Below are 18,234 nucleotides of genomic sequence, written 5' to 3'. Positions count from 1 at the left end.
GCTGAGTAGGGGCTGAGCGAAGTCGAAGACCCGTATCGAAGCACCCGCCCCGAACCGTCCTTCGATACGCTGTTTCGACAAGCTCAACAGCTACTCAGGACAAACGGATAGGGTTGATATCGTCAAGTTTCAGAACCGATACCCGACCCCCAGCAACGCCTGCGCGATCACATCGGACTCCGCGCCCTCGACGTCGAACCCATACAGCCCCGCCGTCAGACTGCCATAGGCACGCCCGAAGCGGCGATAATAGCCGCCCTGCGCTCCGGCACCCCATGCGTCCAGTCCGCCCTCGATCCCGCTGACGAAATAATTGCCATAAACGTCGACGCCGATCGAAGACCGGCCGTCGACCGCCCACTGTCCGAAACCCTGGACATAGTAACTCTCGTCGCGCGATCGATAGACGACCGCCCCCGGCACCGGCGGGAGGTAGAAGCGCCGGCTGGCATAGCCCGCACCCAGCCCGAGCCGGGTCGGCCCACGCGTGATCGAATAGACCGCATCGATTCCGCGCGCGCGGAAGGTCGCCGCGCTGATCGACTGGAAGACGGGGGTCAGGCATGCGCCAGCGTTCGACTGCCCCTCGGGCGTCACCCCGCCGCCGAACACGCATCCGCCATAGCGCGCGCCGAACGGGTCCTGCCCGTCGATATAGTTGATCGGCAGTTGCGCCAGCGATCCCGTCAGCTGCCGGCCGAAGGTGGTGACGCTGTCATACACGCCGACCTGCACCGCCGCGCCCGGACCCGTCTGCCATTGCAGCGACGCGGTATAGCTCATCGATCCATAGCGCCGGCCCAGCCGCGCCTCCAGCGCGGTACGCGGCGACGGCCGCCACAACACCCCCGCGTCCCAGATCAACCCGTCGGTATCATAAGCGATGCGCGGCGCCGACGCGGGATCGGTCACGAACCGCCCCGCGCCGTCGAGCACCGGCTGCCCCTGCGCATCGAGCAGCGGATCGCGCTGCGTCACCTCGATCTTTTCATAGCCGACGCCACCGACCACCGCGAACGTCCGGCTGAGCGGCAGCACCGCATCGACCCGGCCGTACGCGCCCTCGAATTTCTGGGCGAGTTGGCCTGCATCCTCGCGCAGCCACGCGCCCGACACGGTGAAGCCGATCGGCAGGATCGTGCCCGCGCGCGTGCCGGCGCTGCCCGTCACTAGATGGCTGGTCGCTTCGTCGAAATAATCGATCCGGCGCTGCCCCGGCGCGAGGTCGATCGCGCCCGGTGCCTCGGCCTTCACATAGCCGAACTGATAGGTGCCGTTGACCGCGAACGGCCCGACCCGCGTCGCAATCGTCGGTCCGGCATAAAGTCCGTACACCTGCGCGGTGTTGACGTTGCTGGCGTTGACGAACGGTCCGAACCCGCCGCCGCGCTGGTCGCCCCTCGCCCGCGTCGCGATCGCGCGACCCTCGAGGTTCAGCCAGCGCGTGATCGCGACATTGGCGCGCGCCAGCCCCGAATGGATCTCACCGCCGCCGAAATCGCTGCCCCAGTCGAAAATCCGCTGATACTGGTAATTGGCCTGCACCTGCACGCGCTGCGTCGTGACCTGTGCATCGATGCCGGCGGTCACCTGCGTATAGGTCACGACATCGCCGTCGGTCAGGTCGGCGGCAACCGCCTGTCCGACCTCGATATAGGGGCTGACATCGACGCGCTGCGCTTGTGCCGGCGCGGCGGCCGCGATCAACGCCGGCAGGACCGCCGCGCGAATCATCAATCCTGTTCCTGCCCGTAATAGCCGAAGCGCGGCCCCTCGGCGCGATAGGTCGTCGCGTTGAGCAGCAACTGGATTTCCTCGCACCCGTCGAGCAGCGCTACTGCTTCGCGTAGATCGGCTTCGCTGCTGCGATCGGCGCGTACCACCAGCACCGTCTGCCCGACCAGGGTCGCCAACACCGCTGCCGGCGACGCCGCCAGTGCCGGCGGCGAATCGAACAGGATGATGCGATCAGGGTCGGCGGCCAGCAGCGCGTCGAGCACCGCCCGTGCCCGGTCGCTGCGGAGCAATTCGGTATCGGCGTTGGTCCGCGTCCCCGCCGGCAGGATCGACAGTTGCGGCACGTCGGTCGCGATCACCAGCGTTTCGGGATCGATATTCGCATCGCCCAGCGCATCGAGCAGCCCGCGCTCCGCCTTCAGCCCCAGCCGGCCCAGAATGTCGGGCTTGTTGAAATCGGCATCGACCAGCAGGACGTTCAGGTCGCGCTCGGCCGCCAGCGACAGTGCGAGGTTGATCGCGCAAAAGGTCTTGCCATCGCCCGGCTGCGCCGAACATAGCAGGATCATCCGCGCGGCGTCCTCGTCGCGCTTGGCGATATCGGCCCCGGTCGCCAGCAACTGCCGCTTCACCAGCCGGAATTCCTCGGCCAGCGCGGTCACCGGCCCACCGGGGACCAGCATCCCGCCCTCGGCCAGCGCGTCGCGATCGATCTTCGCCGGATCGACCGGCCGGATGCGCGCAGCCGGCATCGGCTTTTTCGCGACCGGCGCGACGTCCGCGACCGGTTCCGCCGGGACCTCGGGAGCCGGCGCCATCTGCCAGCGCGCCGCCGCCCGTTCGAGCAGCGATTGGCTACGCAGGCCACGATGCGACTGATCGTTCACTTGGGCCGTCCTCCCTTCAGGCAACCAGCCCGCGCTGCGCGAACTCGACGCCGAGCAACAGCACGAACGCGGCGAGCAATGCCCCCGTGCCGCCCGCGAACAGCTTCAGCCGCCGCTGGCGTTCGGCGCGTACCGCATCGGTCACGACTTCACCGATCGCGCCCAGCACCGGCATGCCGCTGATCTTCTCCAGCCGCGCCGCCGTGGCAAAGCTTGTCTTCAGCCGGCTGAGCGCGAACGCCGCGCCGATCCCTGCGCCGAACCCGACGACCAGCACGCCCAGCAGCAAGAGCGGCCGGTTCGGTGCGGTGGGTGCGCGCGGCTGGGTCGGTGGATCGATCACGCTGAACTTCACCGCATCGGTATCGGTCTGTACGCTGCTCTGAATCCGCACCTGTTCGCGGTCCTGGAACAGCGAGTCATATTGCTGCTTTAGCGACGCGATATCGCGGTCGAGCTGCGACTGCTGCGCCGCCGCCTGCGGATCCTCGGCGATCTTCGCCTGCAATCCGTTCAGTTGGATTTCGATCTGCTGCTTGCGCTGCGTCAGTTCGGCGACCGTCGCCTGCCGATCGGCCTGCGTGGCGCGCAGCTGCAGGTAGAAGGGGTTGGGCGACGCCGCCGTGCCGCCGCTGACGCCACCGCCCTCGCCCCGCGCCGCCGCTCGAGCCGCTACCAGTTGCCGGTTCAGCGCCACCATGTCGGGATGGGCATCGGTCCACCCCCGGCTGCGTCCCTCGGCGATCTGCCCCTCGATCGCGTTCAACCGCGCACGTGCCGGCCCGACCGTTGCCGTGCCCGCCGTCCCCGGCAGCGTCGCCGCCGTGCCCGCCAGCTGCGCATTTGCCGCCGCGAGGCTCGACTGCGCCGCCGCGAGGTTGCCGTCGATCTGCGCCAGCTCGGCGCGCGCGTTCGACATGCGATCGTCGAGCGACCCCGTCCCGGGCAGCATCGCCATATATTGCGCCTGAAATGCCTGCCGCCGTGCCTCGGCATCGGCGAGCTGCTTCTGCCGCTGCGCCAGCTGCTGGTCGAGGAAGCGCAGCGACTGCACCGTCGCGTCGCGATCGCTCGCCAGATTATCTTCGACGAAGATGTCGATCATCTTCTGGACGATCTCGCGCGCCAGCTTCGGATTGCCCGCCGTCGCCGAAATCTCGAACAGATTGTCCTGCTGCGCGGTCAGCTTGATCGCGTTCTGCAGCGACGCCACCCGGTCCGCCACGTCGCGGTCGTTGGCGATCGTCTCTGCCATCGACGTGCCGCGCACGACCTTCTCGAGGTTCACCGCCGATGTCAGCGTCTGGCGAATGCGATCGATGTCCTTCGCCTGCGCATTCTGCGCCACCGCCGCCTCGGCCCCCGGCAGCACCTGCCGCATCTCGACCATCACCCGCGCGGTCGATTGATAGCTGTTGGGAATCTGGCTGACGACCAGCCATCCGGCCAGACACACCACCCATGCAATGCCCAGCGCGATCCAGCGCCGCTGCCAGATCGCGTGGAGGATCAGCTTCAGCTCGCCAACCAGCCCGTCCATCTTAGAACATGCTCTCGGGGATGATGATGACGTCGCCCGGCTGCAACTTCACGTTCGCGCTCGAGTCACCGTTCTTGAGCAGGCTGGAGATGCGCAGCGCGAACTCCTCCTGCTTGCCTGTCGCCCGGTCATAGCGCACCAGCCGCGCGCGATTGCCCGCCGCGTACTGGTTCAGCCCGCCCACCGCGATCATCGCATCAAGCAGCGTCATGTTCGCTCGGTACGGCAGCGACGCCGGCTTCTCGGTCGCGCCGACCACCCGCACCTGCTGGCTGAACGTACCCGAGAAATTCTCGACGATCACCGAAACCAGCGGGTCCTTCACATATTCGCCCAGCGCCAGCTTCAGATCGTCGGCCAGCATCGCCGGCGTCTTGCCGGTGGCGGGCATGTCGTTGATCAGCGGCGTGGTGATCCGCCCGTCGGGGCGCACCTGTACCTTCGCCGACAATTCGGGATTGCGCCAAACGAAGATGCTGAGCTGGTCGAGCGGCCCGATGACATAGGCTTCGCCCGGCGCTTCCTTCGCCTGCACGAACGGCGCGGGCGGCAGTTCGGGGCGCGTCGCGCCGCCGGCGCATCCGCCCAGCACCGCGCATAGCGCCACCCCGGCAACTCCACCCTTCAAACTCATATCACTTCCTCGTTCGAACGCGCACGGCCGACACGGACCGCGCAGGACTGTAGCCCGCTATGCCGGCCAAGGGGTAAATATCCGGTTGAGTACAGCGACAAACGCCGACCCTGTCCCATTTTGCGACAGTCGGTTGTTAACCCGCTGACCCGACCAGCAATTCGCGCGCCGGTGGATGCCCCAGAAACGCCGCCGGACTGGCCGTCGCGCCATAGGCACCCGCCTGGAACAACACGATCGTATCGCCGACCGCGACCTGTGGCAGCGCCACCCGATCCGCCAGCCGGTCGAGCGGGGTGCAAAGGCACCCGACCACCGACGCCGTCATCGTCGCCGCCGCATCCATCCGCTCGGCCACCGCCACCGGATAGTTGCGCCGCACCACGGTGCCAAAATTGCCGCTCGCCGCCAATTGATGATGCAGCCCGCCATCGACGACGACGAACGTCTCGCCGCCACTGTCTTTCACGTCGACGACGCGCGTGCAATAGACGCCCGCCTCCCCGACCAGCCAGCGCCCCAGTTCGACCGCGAACCCCGTCGCGCGCAACACGTCGCCCCGCACCGCCAGCCGCTCGCCCAGTGCCTCGCCGACGCGCTCGACATCGACCGGCACATCGCCCGCGAAATAGGGAATGCCAAACCCGCCGCCCAGATTGACGAACGCCGGCACCGCCCCCGCCTCCTCCGCCAGCCGCTCGGCCAGCGTCACCGTCGCCGCCTGCGCCTCGACGATCGCTGCGCTGTCGAGCGTCTGCGACCCTGCAAAGATATGAAAACCGTGCCAGTCCGCCCCGACCGCCACCAGCCGCTGGACAAGCGCCGGCACCCGCGCTGCATCGATCCCGAATGGCGAGGCACGCCCACCCATCCGCATCCCCGATCCGCGCAGTTCGAAATCGGGGTTCACCCGCACCGCGATGCGCGGGGCAAGTCCCAGCCGATCGCCGATCGCCAGCGCTCGATCGGCCTCGCCCTCCGACTCGACATGCAACGTCGCGCCTGCCCCAATCGCCGCCGCCAGTTCGTCGTCGCGCTTGCCCGGTCCCGCAAAGCTGATCGCCACCGCCGGCTTTTCGGTCAGCGCCAATGCCAGTTCGCCGCCAGACGCCACGTCCAGCCCGTCGACCAGTGGCCCGATCATCGCCAATAAGGCACGATGCGGATTGGCCTTGATCGCATAATGAACGCCGACTTTGTCCGGCAACGCCGCCCGCAAGCGCGCCACCCGCGCCGCGATCGCCGCGCCGTCATACAGGAAGGCCGGCGTATCCCCGGCACGAGCGAGCACCTCATCGAAGTCGATCCCGCCGACCATCAACCGCGACTGCCCGGCGAAGCCCGCCGGGATTGGCCCAACCGGCTTCATGCGACCATTCCTTCCGCCAACGCCCGCACCGCCACCCGGTCGAGCTTGCCATTGGCGTTGCGCGGCATCGCCTCGACCCAGACATAGTGGGCCGGCTGCTGAAAGCTCGGCAGGTCGCGGCGCAACCGGGCGCGCACCACCGCCTCCGCCCCCTCGATCGCCGCGCGCGCGACGACGACGATCGTCTGTCCCTGTCGTGGATCGGGCAGCCCGACCGCCACCGCCTCGGCGACCTCGCCGCCGGCCTCGACCGCTTCCTCGACCTCGGTCGGGCTGATCCGGTTTCCCGCCACCTTCATCATCTCGTCATCGCGTCCCACGAAGCGCAACAGCCCATCCGTCCCTTCGGCCACCGTATCGCCCGACCAGACCGCCATGCCGCCGCTCGCCATCCATGCCGGCGCCGGCCGAAACCGCAGCGCGGTCCGCTCGGCATCCTGCCAATATCCTTGCGCCACCAGCGGCCCGGCATGGACCAGTTCGCCGGGCTCGTCCGGCGCGGAACGGCTTCCGTCCGAACGCACCACCGCCACCTCGGCGAAGGGGATCGCCGTCCCCATCGTCTCCGGCTTCGCATCTATCAGAACGGGATCAAGAAACGTCGAGCGAAATGCCTCGGTCAGCCCGTACATCGCATACAGGTCCGCACCAACGAAGCGCTCGCGCAACCCCCGCACCATCCGCGGGGTCAGCGCCCCACCCGAATTGGTCAGCCGCCGCAGCCGCGCCGCCGTTTCCGCCGGCCACTCCGCCTCCAGCAACTGCGTCCATAGCGGCGGCACACCGGCCAGCGTCGTCGCCCCGAACCGCTCGACCGCCTTCACCACGTCGCGCGCGGTCAGATAGTCGAGCGGCACCACCGCGCCCCCCGCCGCCCACGTCGAGAACAACTGGTTCTGCCCATAATCGAAACTGAGCGGCAGCACAGCCAGCACCCGATCCTCAGGCACGATCCGCAGATAATGCGCGACCGAAATCGCCCCGAGCCACAAATTCGCGTGGCTCAGCATCACGCCCTTGGGCCGCCCGGTCGATCCGGAGGTATAGAGGATCGCCGCCAGCGCGTCCGGGTTGCCCTCGCTCGCTCCGACCGGGACACCATCGGGCGCATCGGTCGCGACCGCGCATCCTGCGGGCACATCCCCCGGTCCCAGCGCCGCGACCCGTGCGGCCTGCGTCACCAGCAGCGCTGCGCCGCTATCGGTCAGAATATGCGCCACCTGCGCCCGCTTCAGCGCCGGATTGACCGGCACATGCACCAGTCCGGCTCGCGCCGCAGCCAATGGCATGACGCAGGCCAGCCGCGTCTTGGGCAACCACGTCGCCACCCGCGCCCCCGCCGGCAGTCCCCGCAATCCCCCCGCCACCCGCGCAACCAGTGTTTCGAGTTCGGCAAAGGTCAGGATGCCCTCGCGGTCGACCAACGCCGCCGCATCGGGGTCTCCACGCAACGGCAAGCGGTCGATCGTCTGCGGAACCGGATCAAGCATCACCGCGCCTTAAACCAGTTGCGGGGCGGATTGAACCGGGGGCGGGGACGCCACTTGCTGGGACAGCGCACCCCAGCATGCCTTTTGCCCAAACTGCCGCTTCCCAACTGCCCGGCGTTCGTCCTGGGTAGCCATTGAGCATGTCGAAATGGCGTGTCGAAGGACCGCGTGGTTCAAGTGCTTCGATACGAACCTTCGGCTTCGCTCAGCCCCTACTCAGCACGAACGGTCATTTCCTGTTCTCTAGGCCCCCAACCCGCCACCTTGGCATCCAGCCGCCTTACCCCTAAACACCCGCGATCCGGCGACCCTATCGCCGACAGGGGAAATTGAGTGATCGCACAGGGTTCAGCGTCGACCGAGGAAACCGTCCGCGCCGTGTTGCGCGACGTGCTGGGCCTGTCCGCCGAACGTGCCGCCGCGTTCGACGATGCGACTCCGCTGTTCGGCGCACTGCCCGAACTCGATTCGATGGCGGTCGCGGGCGTCCTGACCGAGATGGAGGACCGGCTCGGCATCCTGATCGAGGACGACGATATCGACGGCGACACGATGGAGACCTTCGGCTCGCTCGTCCGCTTCGCGAGCGCCAAGGCGCCCGCTTGATCGACCGCTACGACTGGCCCGGCGGCAGCGAGGCGCTTTGGCGCTTCGGTCCCGCCACCGGACCGGTCGTGCTGTTGCTGCTGCCCCCGTTCGAGGAGGCGAACCGCACCCGCACCTTCGCGGTCGGCCTGCTCCGCGCGCTCGCCGCCCGCGATATCGGAGCGCTGTTGCCCGATCTGCCCGGACAGGGCGACAGCCTGCTGCCGACCGAAGCCGCTACCCTTGCCGACTGGCGCAGCGCCGTCGCCGCCCTTGCGGCCGAAAGCGATCGTCCGGTCATCACCGCTACGATCCGCGCAGGCGCGCTGCTCGACCATGATGCTGCTGTCGCCGGCCGTTGGCATCTCGCCCCGCAATCAGGCACGCGGCTGCTGCGCGAACTGACCCGCATCGGCATCGATCGCGGCGCGGACATTGCCGAAGTTGGCGGCAACCGTGTGTCGACGACGCTGCTCGCCGAACTGGAGACCGCAACGCCCGCAAGTAGGCAACCGCTGCGCACCGTCCGCCTCGGCACCGATCCCGGCCTGGCAGACCTGCGGATCGACGCCGCCCCGCTATGGCGCCGCAGCGAACCCAGCGACGACCGCGATCTCGCCGACACGCTCGCCGACGACCTTGCCGCATGGAGCCGCGCATGCGCCGGCTGGTGACGATCCCCTGCGCTGGGGAAACCATCGCCGCGACGCTTGATCCCGCCGAAGGTGACACTGCGCTGCTCATCGTCTCCGGTGGCAACGAACTGCGCATCGGCGCGCATCGCGGCATGGCGTTGCTGGCGGCGTCGGTCGCGGCGGCCGGCTATCCGGTGCTGCGCTACGACCGGCGCGGCATCGGCGATTCGACCGGGACCAATGCCGGATTTCTGTCGGCCGCACCGGAACTTGTCGCCGCCGCGACGTGGCTGCGCGCCGCCACCGGTGCGAAGCGGATCGTTGGCTTCGGCAATTGCGACGCCGCCACGACCCTTGCTCTGTTCCACGCACAGGCCGGCATCGACCGCCTGCTACTCGCCAACCCATGGGTGGTGGAGCCGACCAACGACCTGCCGCCCCCCGCTGCCATCCGCGCAACCTATGCGCAGCGGCTGGTTTCGCCCTCCGCGTGGCGGCGGCTACTGACCGGACGAGTTAACTTCCGCCGACTGACGCGCGGATTGGCCACCCTTGCCACCGCCCGCCGAGTTCCAACTGGCCTGACCAATCGCTTCTTCGAAGGACTAGGCTCCGGGGTACCCGCAGAAATCCTGCTGGCGCGAACCGACCACACCGCCCGCGCATTCTTCGCTGCGTGGCAACTTCGTCACCTTTCGCCGCTCCGCGCCCGTATCCCACTGCACCATCACGATTCCGCCAGCCACAGCTTTGCTCGCCCTGCCGACCGCGACTGGCTGCGCGCCCGGATACTGGCCGCGCTCAGTCGAGATTAGGCCGCAGCCACCGCTCCGCCTGCTCGACGCTGACCCCGCGCCGCGCCGCATAATCCTCCAGCTGGTCGCGCCCGATCCGTGCCACCCCAAAATAGGCGCTGTCCGGATGCCCGAAATAGAACCCCGACACCGCCGCCGTCGGCAGCATGGCAAAGCTGTCGGTCAGCGTGATTCCAGTGGCTTGCGTCGCCCCCAGCATCTCGAACAGGATCGGTTTCTGGCTATGGTCGGGACATGCAGGATAACCCGGCGCCGGGCGGATGCCACGATACTGCTCGCGGATCATCGCCTCGTTGGTCAGCTGCTCGTCGGGCGCATAGCCCCACAGTATCGTCCGCACATGATGGTGCAGCCGCTCGGCAAACGCCTCTGCCAACCGATCGGCCAGTGCCTTCAGCAATATATCCTGATAATCGTCATTCTCGGCCTTGAACCGCGCGATATGCGGGTCGATCCCATGGATGCCGACCGCGAACCCACCCATCCAGTCGCCGGCCGGATCGACGAAATCGGCCAGACACATATTCGCCCTCCCCTCGCGCTTCTGCACCTGCTGGCGGAGAAACGGCATGCGGATCGCATGGGTCGCATGGCTGTTCTGCAACGGCGTCGCGAAATCGTGCGGCACGCCCGACAGCGGCGACACCCGCCCCGCCTCCAGCGCCGGCTCGATCTGTTCGGCGGGCACGTCGACGATCACGTCGTCGCCCTGCGACCGGCAGTGCCAAAGTGCGGCAACCCCCTTTGCCGTCAGCCATTTTTCGGCGATGATCCGGTCGAGCATAGCCTGCGCATCTTCGTACAAGGACGAAGCGCTCTCGCCCACGACCTCGTCGGTCAGGATCGCGGGGAAGTTGCCGGCGAGCTCCCACGCCCGAAAGAACGGCGTCCAGTCGATATAATCGCGCAGGTCCGCCAGGTCCCAGTCGTCGAACACATGCCGCCCTGGCTGGGCCGGCGCGCCGGGTTTCTGGCCGAACTCGGTCTTGAATCCGTTAGCCCGCGCGTCAGCGATCGGGGTCAGTTCGCTCTGGCCCTTGCCCGCCCGCGCGATCCGCACCGCTTCGTAATCCGCTGCGACCTGCTCGACATAGGCGTCGCGCCCGGTCTCGCTGACCAGCGTCGTCGCCACCCCGACCGCACGGCTCGCGTCGAGCACATGGACGATCGGCCCGTCATAGGCCGGGGAAATGCGCAGCGCGGTATGGACCTTCGACGTCGTCGCCCCGCCGATCAGCAGCGGCATGGTCATCCCTGCGCGCTTCATCTCCTCGGCAACGGTGACCATCTCGTCCAACGACGGGGTAATGAGGCCCGACAGCCCGATCATGTCGGCATCATTCTCGTTGGCGGCCTCGAGAATCTTGGTCCACGGCACCATCACGCCCAGATCGACCACGTCGAAGCCGTTGCACTGAAGCACGACCCCGACGATATTCTTTCCGATGTCATGCACGTCGCCCTTGACGGTCGCCATGATGATTTTGCCCTTGCCCTTCGCACCAGGCTCCTTCGCCGCCTCGATGAAGGGCAACAGGTGAGCGACTGCCTTCTTCATGACGCGAGCGGACTTCACGACCTGCGGCAGAAACATCTTGCCCGATCCGAACAGGTCACCGACGACGTTCATCCCGTCCATCAGCGGCCCTTCGATCACCTCGATGGGCCTCGCGAATTGCTGGCGGCATTCCTCGGTATCGTCGACGACATGCGCGTCGATGCCCTTGACGAGCGCATATTCGAGCCGTTTGACCACCGGCAGCGAACGCCACTCCGCCGCCGCCTTTTCGGCAACGGCGTCGGTGCCCTTGTACTTTTCCGCCAGCGCGATCAGCCGGTCGGTCGCGCCCGGATCGCGGTTGAGGATCACATCCTCGCACGCGGTGCGCAGTTCCGGGTCGATCGTGTCGTACACGTCGAGCTGTCCGGCATTAACGATCCCCATGTCCATCCCCGCCGGAATCGCATGGTAGAGGAAGATCGAGTGCATCGCGCGCCGCACCGGCTCGTTGCCGCGAAAGCTGAACGACAGGTTCGATAGTCCGCCCGAGATATGGCAATGCGGGCAGCGCGCCTTGATCTCACGGCACGCCTCGATGAAGTCGACGCCGTAATTGTTATGTTCCTCGATCCCCGTCGCCACCGCGAAGATGTTCGGATCGAAGATGATGTCTTCCGGCGGAAAGCCGATGGTCATCAGCAGGTCGTAGGCGCGGGTGCAGATCTCGACCTTGCGTGCCTGCGTATCGGCCTGCCCGACCTCGTCGAACGCCATGACCACGACCGCCGCACCATAATTCATGCAGATGCGGGCATGGCGGAGGAACTGATCCTCGCCTTCCTTCATGCTGATTGAATTAACGATGGGCTTGCCGCTGACGCATTTCAGCCCCGCCTCGATCACGTCCCATTTCGAGCTGTCGACCATCACCGGAATGCGGGCGATGTCCGGCTCGGCCTGAATGAGCTTCAGGAAGGTCGTCATCGCATGATGCGCGTCGAGCAGCCCCTCGTCCATATTGACGTCGAGCACCTGCGCCCCGCTCTCGACCTGTTGCAGCGCGACCTGAACCGCCGCGGCATAGTCGCCGGCCATCACCAGTTTCTTGAAGCGCGCAGAACCGGTCACGTTGGTCCGTTCGCCGATATTGACGAAATTGGTCGAGGCGTTGGTCATAGAGGTTTCTCAAATCCTCCCCGCTCCGCGGGGAGGGGGACCATGCGATGCATGGTGGAGGGGGGCCTCCTCAAACGAAACGGTAGCAATGGCGGAGACCCCCCTCCACCATCCTGCAGATGGTCCCCCTCACCGTGCCCGCGAGGATCTGATGCCCTCTCCCGGAAACGGCCTCTACGCCGCCATGGTGAACGGCTCCAGCCCGGCAAGCCGCGTTTGCACCGGCACGTTCGGCACCTTGCGCGGGGCGACACCCTTCACCCGTTCGGCCATCGCCTTGATATGCGCGGGCGTCGATCCGCAGCAACCGCCCAGCACGTTGACCTGTCCATGATCGGCCCAGTCGCCAACCAGCGCCGCCGTCGTCGCTGGTGCCTCGTCATAGGCACCCAACTCGTTGGGCAGCCCGGCATTGGGATAGACCATGATCAGCGTGTCGCAGATATCCGACAGCGTCTTCACATGCGGGCGCAGCTGCTCCGCCCCGAACGAGCAATTCAGCCCGATCGTCACCGGCTTAGCATGTCGAATCGCGTGCCAGAACGCCTCGACCGTATGCCCCGACAGGTTGCGTCCCGACAGGTCGGTCAGCGTCATCGACAACATGATCGGCAGATCACGACCGAGCGCTTGCCCCGCCTCGATCGCCGCCATCACGCCCGCCTTGGCATTCAGCGTGTCGAACACCGTTTCGATCAGCACGAAATCAACGCCGCCGTCGACCAACGCGTCGATCTGTTCGCGATAGACGTTCTTCAGATAATCGAAATCGATTTCGCGATAGCCCGGATCGTTGACGTCGGGCGATAGCGACAGCGTCTTGTTGGTCGGTCCGATCGCCCCGGCGACGAAGCGCGGCCGCCCGTCACGCGCCGCGTAATCGTCGGCCAACGCCCGCGCGATCCGCGCACTCTGGACGTTGATGTCGGCGACCAGCGTTCCGGCGCCGTAATCGGCCTGACTGATCAGGTTGGCGCTGAAAGTATTGGTCGACACGATATCCGACCCGGCGTCCAGATAGGCGCGGGTGATCGTCTCCGGCACCTCGGGCTTGGTGATCGCCAGGATGTCGTTATTACCCTTCTGGTCATGGCCAAGCGACAGGCTGCCGGCATAATCGGCCTCCGACAATTTCCAGTTCTGGATTTCGGTGCCGAACGCGCCATCGGTGATGAGGACGCGCTTGGCAGCTTCGGCGTTCAGCCGTTCGCGGGCGGAAATCATGAGTCTTCCTTCGAACCTTCGGGGATCACGCCGCCGCCGCAACCGCCGTCGGCTTGGGTCGCAGCCCCAGCAGGTGGCAAATGGCGTAGGACAGTTCGGCGCGGTTGAGCGTATAGAAATGGAAATCGCGCACGCCGCCGGCATAGAGTTTGCGGCACATTTCCGCTGCGACGGTCGCCGCGACCAGTTGCCGCGCGCCGGGATGATCGTCGAGCCCCTCGAACAGTCGATCCATCCACGCTGGAATCGACGCGCCGCACAGCCCCGCGAACTTCCGCACCTGTCCGACATTCGACACCGGCAGGATGCCCGGCACCAGATCAGCGCTGATCCCCGCCGCCCCCGCCGCATCGCGAAAGCGGAAGAACGCTTCGGGCGTAAAGAAAAATTGCGTGATCGCGCGTGAAGCCCCGGCGTCGATCTTGCGCTTCAGATTGTCGAGATCGGCGGTCTGATGCGCCGAGTCCGGATGGCATTCCGGATAGGCGGCAACCGAAATCTCGAACGGGTGCAGCTTCTGCAAGCCCGCGACAAGATCGGCGGCATTGGCATAGCCATCGGGATGCGCGACGAACTTCTGGCCCATGGTCGGCGGATCGCCGCGCAGTGCGACGATATGGCGCACACCCGCCTGCCAATATTCCTCGGCCACCTGATCGATCTCGGCCTTGCTCGCCTCGACGCAGGTCAGATGGGCGGCGGCAGGCATCGCCGTCTCGCGCGCGATGCGGGCGACGGTGGCATGGGTCCGCTCGCGCGTCGATCCGCCCGCGCCATAGGTTACCGATACGAATTTCGGCGCCAGCGGTTCGAGCGCGCGCACCGTTTCCCACAAAGCCGCTTCCATCTTCTCGGTCTTGGGCGGGAAGAATTCGAAGCTGACCGCACAGTCGCCTGCCAAATCGGCGAACAACGGGGCATCGAGTGCGCGCCGCGCCTCTTCGAGATCGGAAATGGTAGGAGTCATGCCGCCTTCACCTCTCGCACGTCGAACGTCCGCCGTGCCATCCATAGTTTTACCGTCAATTCGCCGCCGCCCAGCGTCTGAGTCGATACCGGTGCCAGCCCTGCATCGGCGAACCATCCAAGCATCTGTTCGTCGGAAAAGCCGAGCCGCGCATGGGCGTCGCGCTGTCGCAATTCCTCGCGTGCATGGGGCGCGAAGTCGCAGATCAGCAACCGCCCGCCGGGCCGCAGGACGCGCGCCGCCTCTTCGATCGCGGCGCCGGGGTGCTGTACGAAATGCAGCACATGATGCAGCACCGCCGCATCGGCAACCGCTTCGGCCAGCGGCAGCGTGTGAATATCGGCCTGTCGCAATTCGGCATGGTCGAGCCCCTGTTCGGTCAGCTTCGCCCGCGCCAGTCGCAGCATCTCCGACGACCGGTCGATGCCGATCGCCTGCGTCGCCTGCGGAGCGAACAGTTCAAGCATCCGTCCGGTACCGGTCCCGATATCGACCAGCAGCCCGATCGGGTCGGCGCCAAGCGCCGCGGCCATCGCAGCCTCGACCTGTTCCTCGGCGATGTGCAGCGAGCGGATCGCATCCCATTCCCCGGCATGCGTCTCGAACCATGCCGCCGCCGCCGCCGTGCGGTCCGCCCGTACCGCCGCCAGTTGCGCCCGGTCCGCGACAGTCACCGCATCGTCCGCCGGCATCCAACCATCCAGCGCCACGAGCAGCGGGTCGACGAGCGCCGGCGCACCGAGCGCCACGAAGACCCAGCTGCCTTCCTTCCGCCGGACCGCCAGCCCGGCATCGCACAGGATCTTGACGTGACGGCTGACGCGAGGCTGACTCTGATCCAGAACCTGTGCCAATTCGCCGACCGACAATTCCATTGCCCGCAACAGCATTAGCACCCGCAACCGGGTAGCGTCGCTCGCTGCGCGCAGGATATCGAGGGCCGGAACCATGGGACGTCATATAAAGATATCTTTATATGACGTCAATCGATAGCGCACGGCGCTGCACTATCATGGTGCGAGGGAAACTGTGGGCAAGCTGGTGCGTTGGGCCGCCGATCATAACGGAAGGGTAACCGACATGAAGAAAATTCTCCTGCTGCCGCTCGCCGCTGCCGCCCTCTCGATCGGCGCATGTAGCCAGAAGGCACAGAACGAAACCGGCGAGGCAGCCGATGCCGTCGCGGCTGACGTAAACGCGACCATGGGCGAGGCCGTCGACGACGTACAGACCGCTGGCGAACGCGCACTGGGCGCCGCCGAGAACGCCACCGACCGTGCCGGCGACAAGATCGAGAACGCGACCGACCGCGCCGGTGCCGCCATCGATCGCGGCGCTGCCAAGGCCGATGCCGCCGCCGACAATGCGCAGCGGGAAGCAGGCCAGGAACTGGAAAAGGCTGGTCGCGACATGCAGCGCTGACCCCAACCGGCTAAAAGTGACAGGCCGCTCCCCGATGCAACGGGGGGCGGCCTTTTTCGTTGGGAGACGATCGATGCGCCAGTTTCTTGCCCTCGCCCCGCTGCTCCTTGCCGCCTGTAGCGGCAATGACGAACCATCCGGGCCGGGCGGCGTGACCCAGAGCGAAGCCGCAGCACTCAACGACGCCGCGGCAATGCTCGACGCGAACAGTGTCGATGGCAACGTGCTGGCACCCCAACAGAAAGAACCTTGATGACCGATTTTCCGCTGCACACGCTGGGTGCAACCGATCTCGCCACCCCGCCACTGATCCTCGGCGGCAACGTCTTCGGCTGGACGATCGATCGCGCGCAGAGCTTCCGCATCCTCGACGCCTTTATCGATATGGGCGGCACGATGGTCGACACCGCCGATGTCTATTCGGCATGGGTCGACGGCCATCACGGAGGCGAGTCGGAAACGATCATCGGCGAATGGCTGCGACACTCGGGCAAACGCGACCGCGTACTGATCGCGACGAAGGTCGGCATGCTGCCCGGCGAGGGCGGCGAGAAGCTGGCGCCGGCACGGATCGCGGCGGCGGCGGAAGCGTCGCTGGTGCGGCTCGGCACCGATCGCATCGACCTCTATTACGCGCATCAGGATGATGAGGACGTGCCGCAGGCCGAGTATCTTGCCGCGTTCGGACGGCTGATCGACGCGGGGAAGGTGCGTGTGCTCGGTGCCTCCAACTTCCGCGCGATGCGTCTGAAATCGGCGATCGATCTGGCCGTCGCCGAAGGGCTGCCGCGCTTCCACGTGCTACAACCCGAATATAACCTGGTTAGCCGCCGCCGATACGAAGGCGAACTGCAGAATCTTTGCGTCGAGCATAATATCGGCGTCGCGCCCTACTACGGGCTCGCTTCCGGCTTCCTGACCGGCAAATATCGCTCGACCGACGACCTGTCGCAGAGCGTGCGAGGGGCCGGCATGGCAGAATTGCTGGAGGGTAAGGGCGCTGCGGTGCTGGCGGCGATGGAAGCGGTCGCCGAGGAAACCGGTGCGACACTGGCGCAGCTGGCGCTGGCGTGGCTCGCCGCGCAGGAGGGCGTGACCGCACCAATCGCCAGCGCGACCAGCGTCGGACAACTGGAGGAACTGGTCGGGTCGTGGCGGGTCGAACTGTCTGCCGACCAGCTGGCCCGGCTAACCGACGCGGGCGTGTGATGCATAGTGCGGGGGTAACGAACCACCCCCGCTGGTGCGCTATTCCGCCGCTTCCGCCAGATCGTCGAACTCGGCGGCTTGCAGGAAGCGTTCGGCGTCGAGCGCGGCCATGCAGCCGGTGCCGGCCGCCGTCACCGCCTGCCGATAAACCTTGTCCATCACGTCGCCGCACGCGAATACGCCGGGCACGCTCGTGCGGGTCGATCCGGCCTCAACCGCGATATAGCCATCGTCGTCGAGCGCCAAATGGCCACGAAATAGCTCGGTCGCCGGGTGATGGCCGATCGCGACGAAGCCGCCGTCGACATTCAGCATCGAAATGTCGCCGGTAACAGTGTCCTTCAATTCGATACCGATAAGGCCGTGGGGATCGCCACCACCGACGAAACGCTCGACCTGCTTGTTCCACAGCACGCTGATCTTGTCCCTGGCGAACAGCCGCTGTTGCAGGATGCGTTCGGCGCGAAAGCTGTCGCGGCGGTGGATGATGGTCACGTCGTCGCTGTGATTGGTCAGGTACAGCGCCTCTTCGACAGCAGTGTTGCCGCCACCGATCACCGCTACCTTCTTGCCGCGATAGAAGAACCCGTCGCAGGTGGCGCAGGCCGACACGCCCTTGCCCTTCAGCAGCTCTTCGCTCTCCAGCCCGAGCCAGCGCGCCTGAGCGCCAGTGGCGATCACCAAGACTTCGCCTTCATACACGTCGCCGCTGTCACCGGTCAGCCGGAACGGACGACGTGTCAGGTCGACATCGATGATTGTGTCCCACATCATGCGCGTGCCCACATGCTCGGCCTGCGCCTGCATCTCGCCCATCAGCCAAGGGCCCTGCACTACATCGCGAAAGCCCGGATAGTTTTCGACGTCGGTCGTGGTCATCAATTGACCGCCGGGCTGAATGCCCTGCACGACGATCGGCTCCATGCCGGCCCGCGCGCCATAGATCGCGGCGGACAATCCCGCTGGTCCCGAGCCGAGGACAAGCATGCGGGTATGATGGGTCACAGACATTTCAATAGTTCCGTTCGAAGCCTTTGCGCCGT

Annotated in this window: 17 protein-coding genes; 6 read left to right on the top strand and 11 right to left on the bottom strand. The window is 66.4% G+C overall.

Going from position 1 to position 18,234, the window contains the following annotated elements; genetic code table 11:
• Window positions 1–129: 129 nt before the first annotated feature.
• From AAIO73_RS01335 to AAIO73_RS01310, 6 genes are all read right to left on the bottom strand, one after another.
• A complete protein-coding gene (locus AAIO73_RS01335) occupies window positions 130–1,734 on the bottom strand; it encodes a hypothetical protein (protein ID WP_345875677.1) in 1,605 nt (534 codons plus the stop codon).
• Window positions 1,734–2,624 carry an AAA family ATPase gene (locus tag AAIO73_RS01330; RefSeq protein ID WP_345875676.1) on the bottom strand — a complete coding sequence of 297 codons (891 nt, stop codon included), beginning with the start codon at window positions 2,622–2,624 and terminating at the stop codon, window positions 1,734–1,736. Before AAIO73_RS01330 ends, AAIO73_RS01335 begins: the two co-directional genes overlap by 1 nt.
• A gap of 16 nt (window positions 2,625–2,640) precedes the next feature.
• On the bottom strand, window positions 2,641–4,164 hold the full coding sequence (locus AAIO73_RS01325; protein ID WP_345875675.1) for an XrtA system polysaccharide chain length determinant: 1,524 nt from the start codon (window positions 4,162–4,164) through the stop codon (window positions 2,641–2,643).
• A 1-nt stretch (window position 4,165) separates the two neighbouring features.
• Window positions 4,166–4,798, bottom strand: a complete 633-nt coding sequence (locus AAIO73_RS01320) for an XrtA/PEP-CTERM system exopolysaccharide export protein (RefSeq protein ID WP_345875674.1) — start codon at window positions 4,796–4,798, stop codon at window positions 4,166–4,168.
• Between the two features lie 136 nt (window positions 4,799–4,934).
• Complete coding sequence (locus tag AAIO73_RS01315) at window positions 4,935–6,167, bottom strand: pyridoxal-dependent decarboxylase, exosortase A system-associated (protein ID WP_345875673.1); 1,233 nt, start codon at window positions 6,165–6,167, stop codon at window positions 4,935–4,937.
• Entirely contained in the window at window positions 6,164–7,657 is a 1,494-nt protein-coding gene (locus tag AAIO73_RS01310; RefSeq protein ID WP_345875672.1) for an AMP-binding protein, read from the bottom strand. Before AAIO73_RS01310 ends, AAIO73_RS01315 begins: the two co-directional genes overlap by 4 nt.
• Before the next feature lie 333 nt (window positions 7,658–7,990).
• Here AAIO73_RS01310 and AAIO73_RS01305 point away from each other — a divergent pair, with 333 nt between their 5' ends.
• From AAIO73_RS01305 to AAIO73_RS01295, 3 genes are read left to right on the top strand one after another with little or no spacing between them, the layout of a single operon-like run.
• Window positions 7,991–8,263, top strand: coding sequence for an acyl carrier protein (locus AAIO73_RS01305; protein ID WP_345875671.1), 273 nt, complete (start codon window positions 7,991–7,993; stop codon window positions 8,261–8,263).
• Window positions 8,260–8,916 carry an alpha/beta hydrolase family protein gene (locus AAIO73_RS01300; RefSeq protein WP_345875670.1) on the top strand — a complete coding sequence of 219 codons (657 nt, stop codon included), beginning with the start codon at window positions 8,260–8,262 and terminating at the stop codon, window positions 8,914–8,916. Before AAIO73_RS01305 ends, AAIO73_RS01300 begins: the two co-directional genes overlap by 4 nt.
• On the top strand, window positions 8,901–9,692 hold the full coding sequence (locus AAIO73_RS01295; protein ID WP_345875669.1) for a hydrolase 1, exosortase A system-associated: 792 nt from the start codon (window positions 8,901–8,903) through the stop codon (window positions 9,690–9,692). Before AAIO73_RS01300 ends, AAIO73_RS01295 begins: the two co-directional genes overlap by 16 nt.
• On the opposite strand, the gene metH is transcribed toward AAIO73_RS01295, so the two are convergent.
• The 4 genes from metH to AAIO73_RS01275 form a co-directional block, all read right to left on the bottom strand.
• Window positions 9,679–12,369 carry a methionine synthase gene (gene metH, locus AAIO73_RS01290; protein ID WP_345875668.1) on the bottom strand — a complete coding sequence of 897 codons (2,691 nt, stop codon included), beginning with the start codon at window positions 12,367–12,369 and terminating at the stop codon, window positions 9,679–9,681. The genes AAIO73_RS01295 and metH overlap by 14 nt on opposite strands.
• 174 nt (window positions 12,370–12,543) lie before the next feature.
• Window positions 12,544–13,593 carry a homocysteine S-methyltransferase family protein gene (locus AAIO73_RS01285; RefSeq protein WP_526023743.1) on the bottom strand — a complete coding sequence of 350 codons (1,050 nt, stop codon included), beginning with the start codon at window positions 13,591–13,593 and terminating at the stop codon, window positions 12,544–12,546.
• Between the two features lie 25 nt (window positions 13,594–13,618).
• Entirely contained in the window at window positions 13,619–14,560 is a 942-nt protein-coding gene (gene metF / locus AAIO73_RS01280; protein WP_345875667.1) for a methylenetetrahydrofolate reductase [NAD(P)H], read from the bottom strand.
• Window positions 14,557–15,510 (bottom strand): ArsR/SmtB family transcription factor, encoded by a 954-nt coding sequence (locus tag AAIO73_RS01275; protein WP_345875666.1) that lies wholly within the window; start codon window positions 15,508–15,510, stop codon window positions 14,557–14,559. Before AAIO73_RS01275 ends, metF begins: the two co-directional genes overlap by 4 nt.
• Window positions 15,511–15,640: 130 nt before the next feature.
• On the opposite strand from AAIO73_RS01275, the gene AAIO73_RS01270 reads away from it, so the two are divergent.
• The 3 genes from AAIO73_RS01270 (at window position 15,641) to AAIO73_RS01260 (ending at window position 17,191) form a co-directional block, all read left to right on the top strand.
• Window positions 15,641–15,982 carry a hypothetical protein gene (locus AAIO73_RS01270; RefSeq protein WP_345875665.1) on the top strand — a complete coding sequence of 114 codons (342 nt, stop codon included), beginning with the start codon at window positions 15,641–15,643 and terminating at the stop codon, window positions 15,980–15,982.
• Window positions 15,983–16,055: 73 nt separating this feature from the next.
• Window positions 16,056–16,235 carry a hypothetical protein gene (locus tag AAIO73_RS01265; RefSeq protein ID WP_345875664.1) on the top strand — a complete coding sequence of 60 codons (180 nt, stop codon included), beginning with the start codon at window positions 16,056–16,058 and terminating at the stop codon, window positions 16,233–16,235.
• Window positions 16,235–17,191, top strand: a complete 957-nt coding sequence (locus tag AAIO73_RS01260) for an aldo/keto reductase (protein WP_345875663.1) — start codon at window positions 16,235–16,237, stop codon at window positions 17,189–17,191. The genes AAIO73_RS01265 and AAIO73_RS01260 overlap by 1 nt, the downstream gene beginning before the upstream one ends.
• A gap of 39 nt (window positions 17,192–17,230) precedes the next feature.
• Here AAIO73_RS01260 and trxB read toward each other — a convergent pair whose 3' ends face one another.
• Window positions 17,231–18,178 carry a thioredoxin-disulfide reductase gene (gene trxB, locus AAIO73_RS01255; RefSeq protein ID WP_345875662.1) on the bottom strand — a complete coding sequence of 316 codons (948 nt, stop codon included), beginning with the start codon at window positions 18,176–18,178 and terminating at the stop codon, window positions 17,231–17,233.
• Between the last annotated feature and the right edge of the window lie 56 nt (window positions 18,179–18,234).

Source organism: Sphingomonas epibiotica, from assembly GCF_039615155.1.
Classification (GTDB): Bacteria; Pseudomonadota; Alphaproteobacteria; order Sphingomonadales; family Sphingomonadaceae; genus Sphingomonas.
The sequence above is the reverse complement of the archived record's forward strand: the minus strand, read 5'-3'. Positions and strand labels throughout refer to the sequence as shown.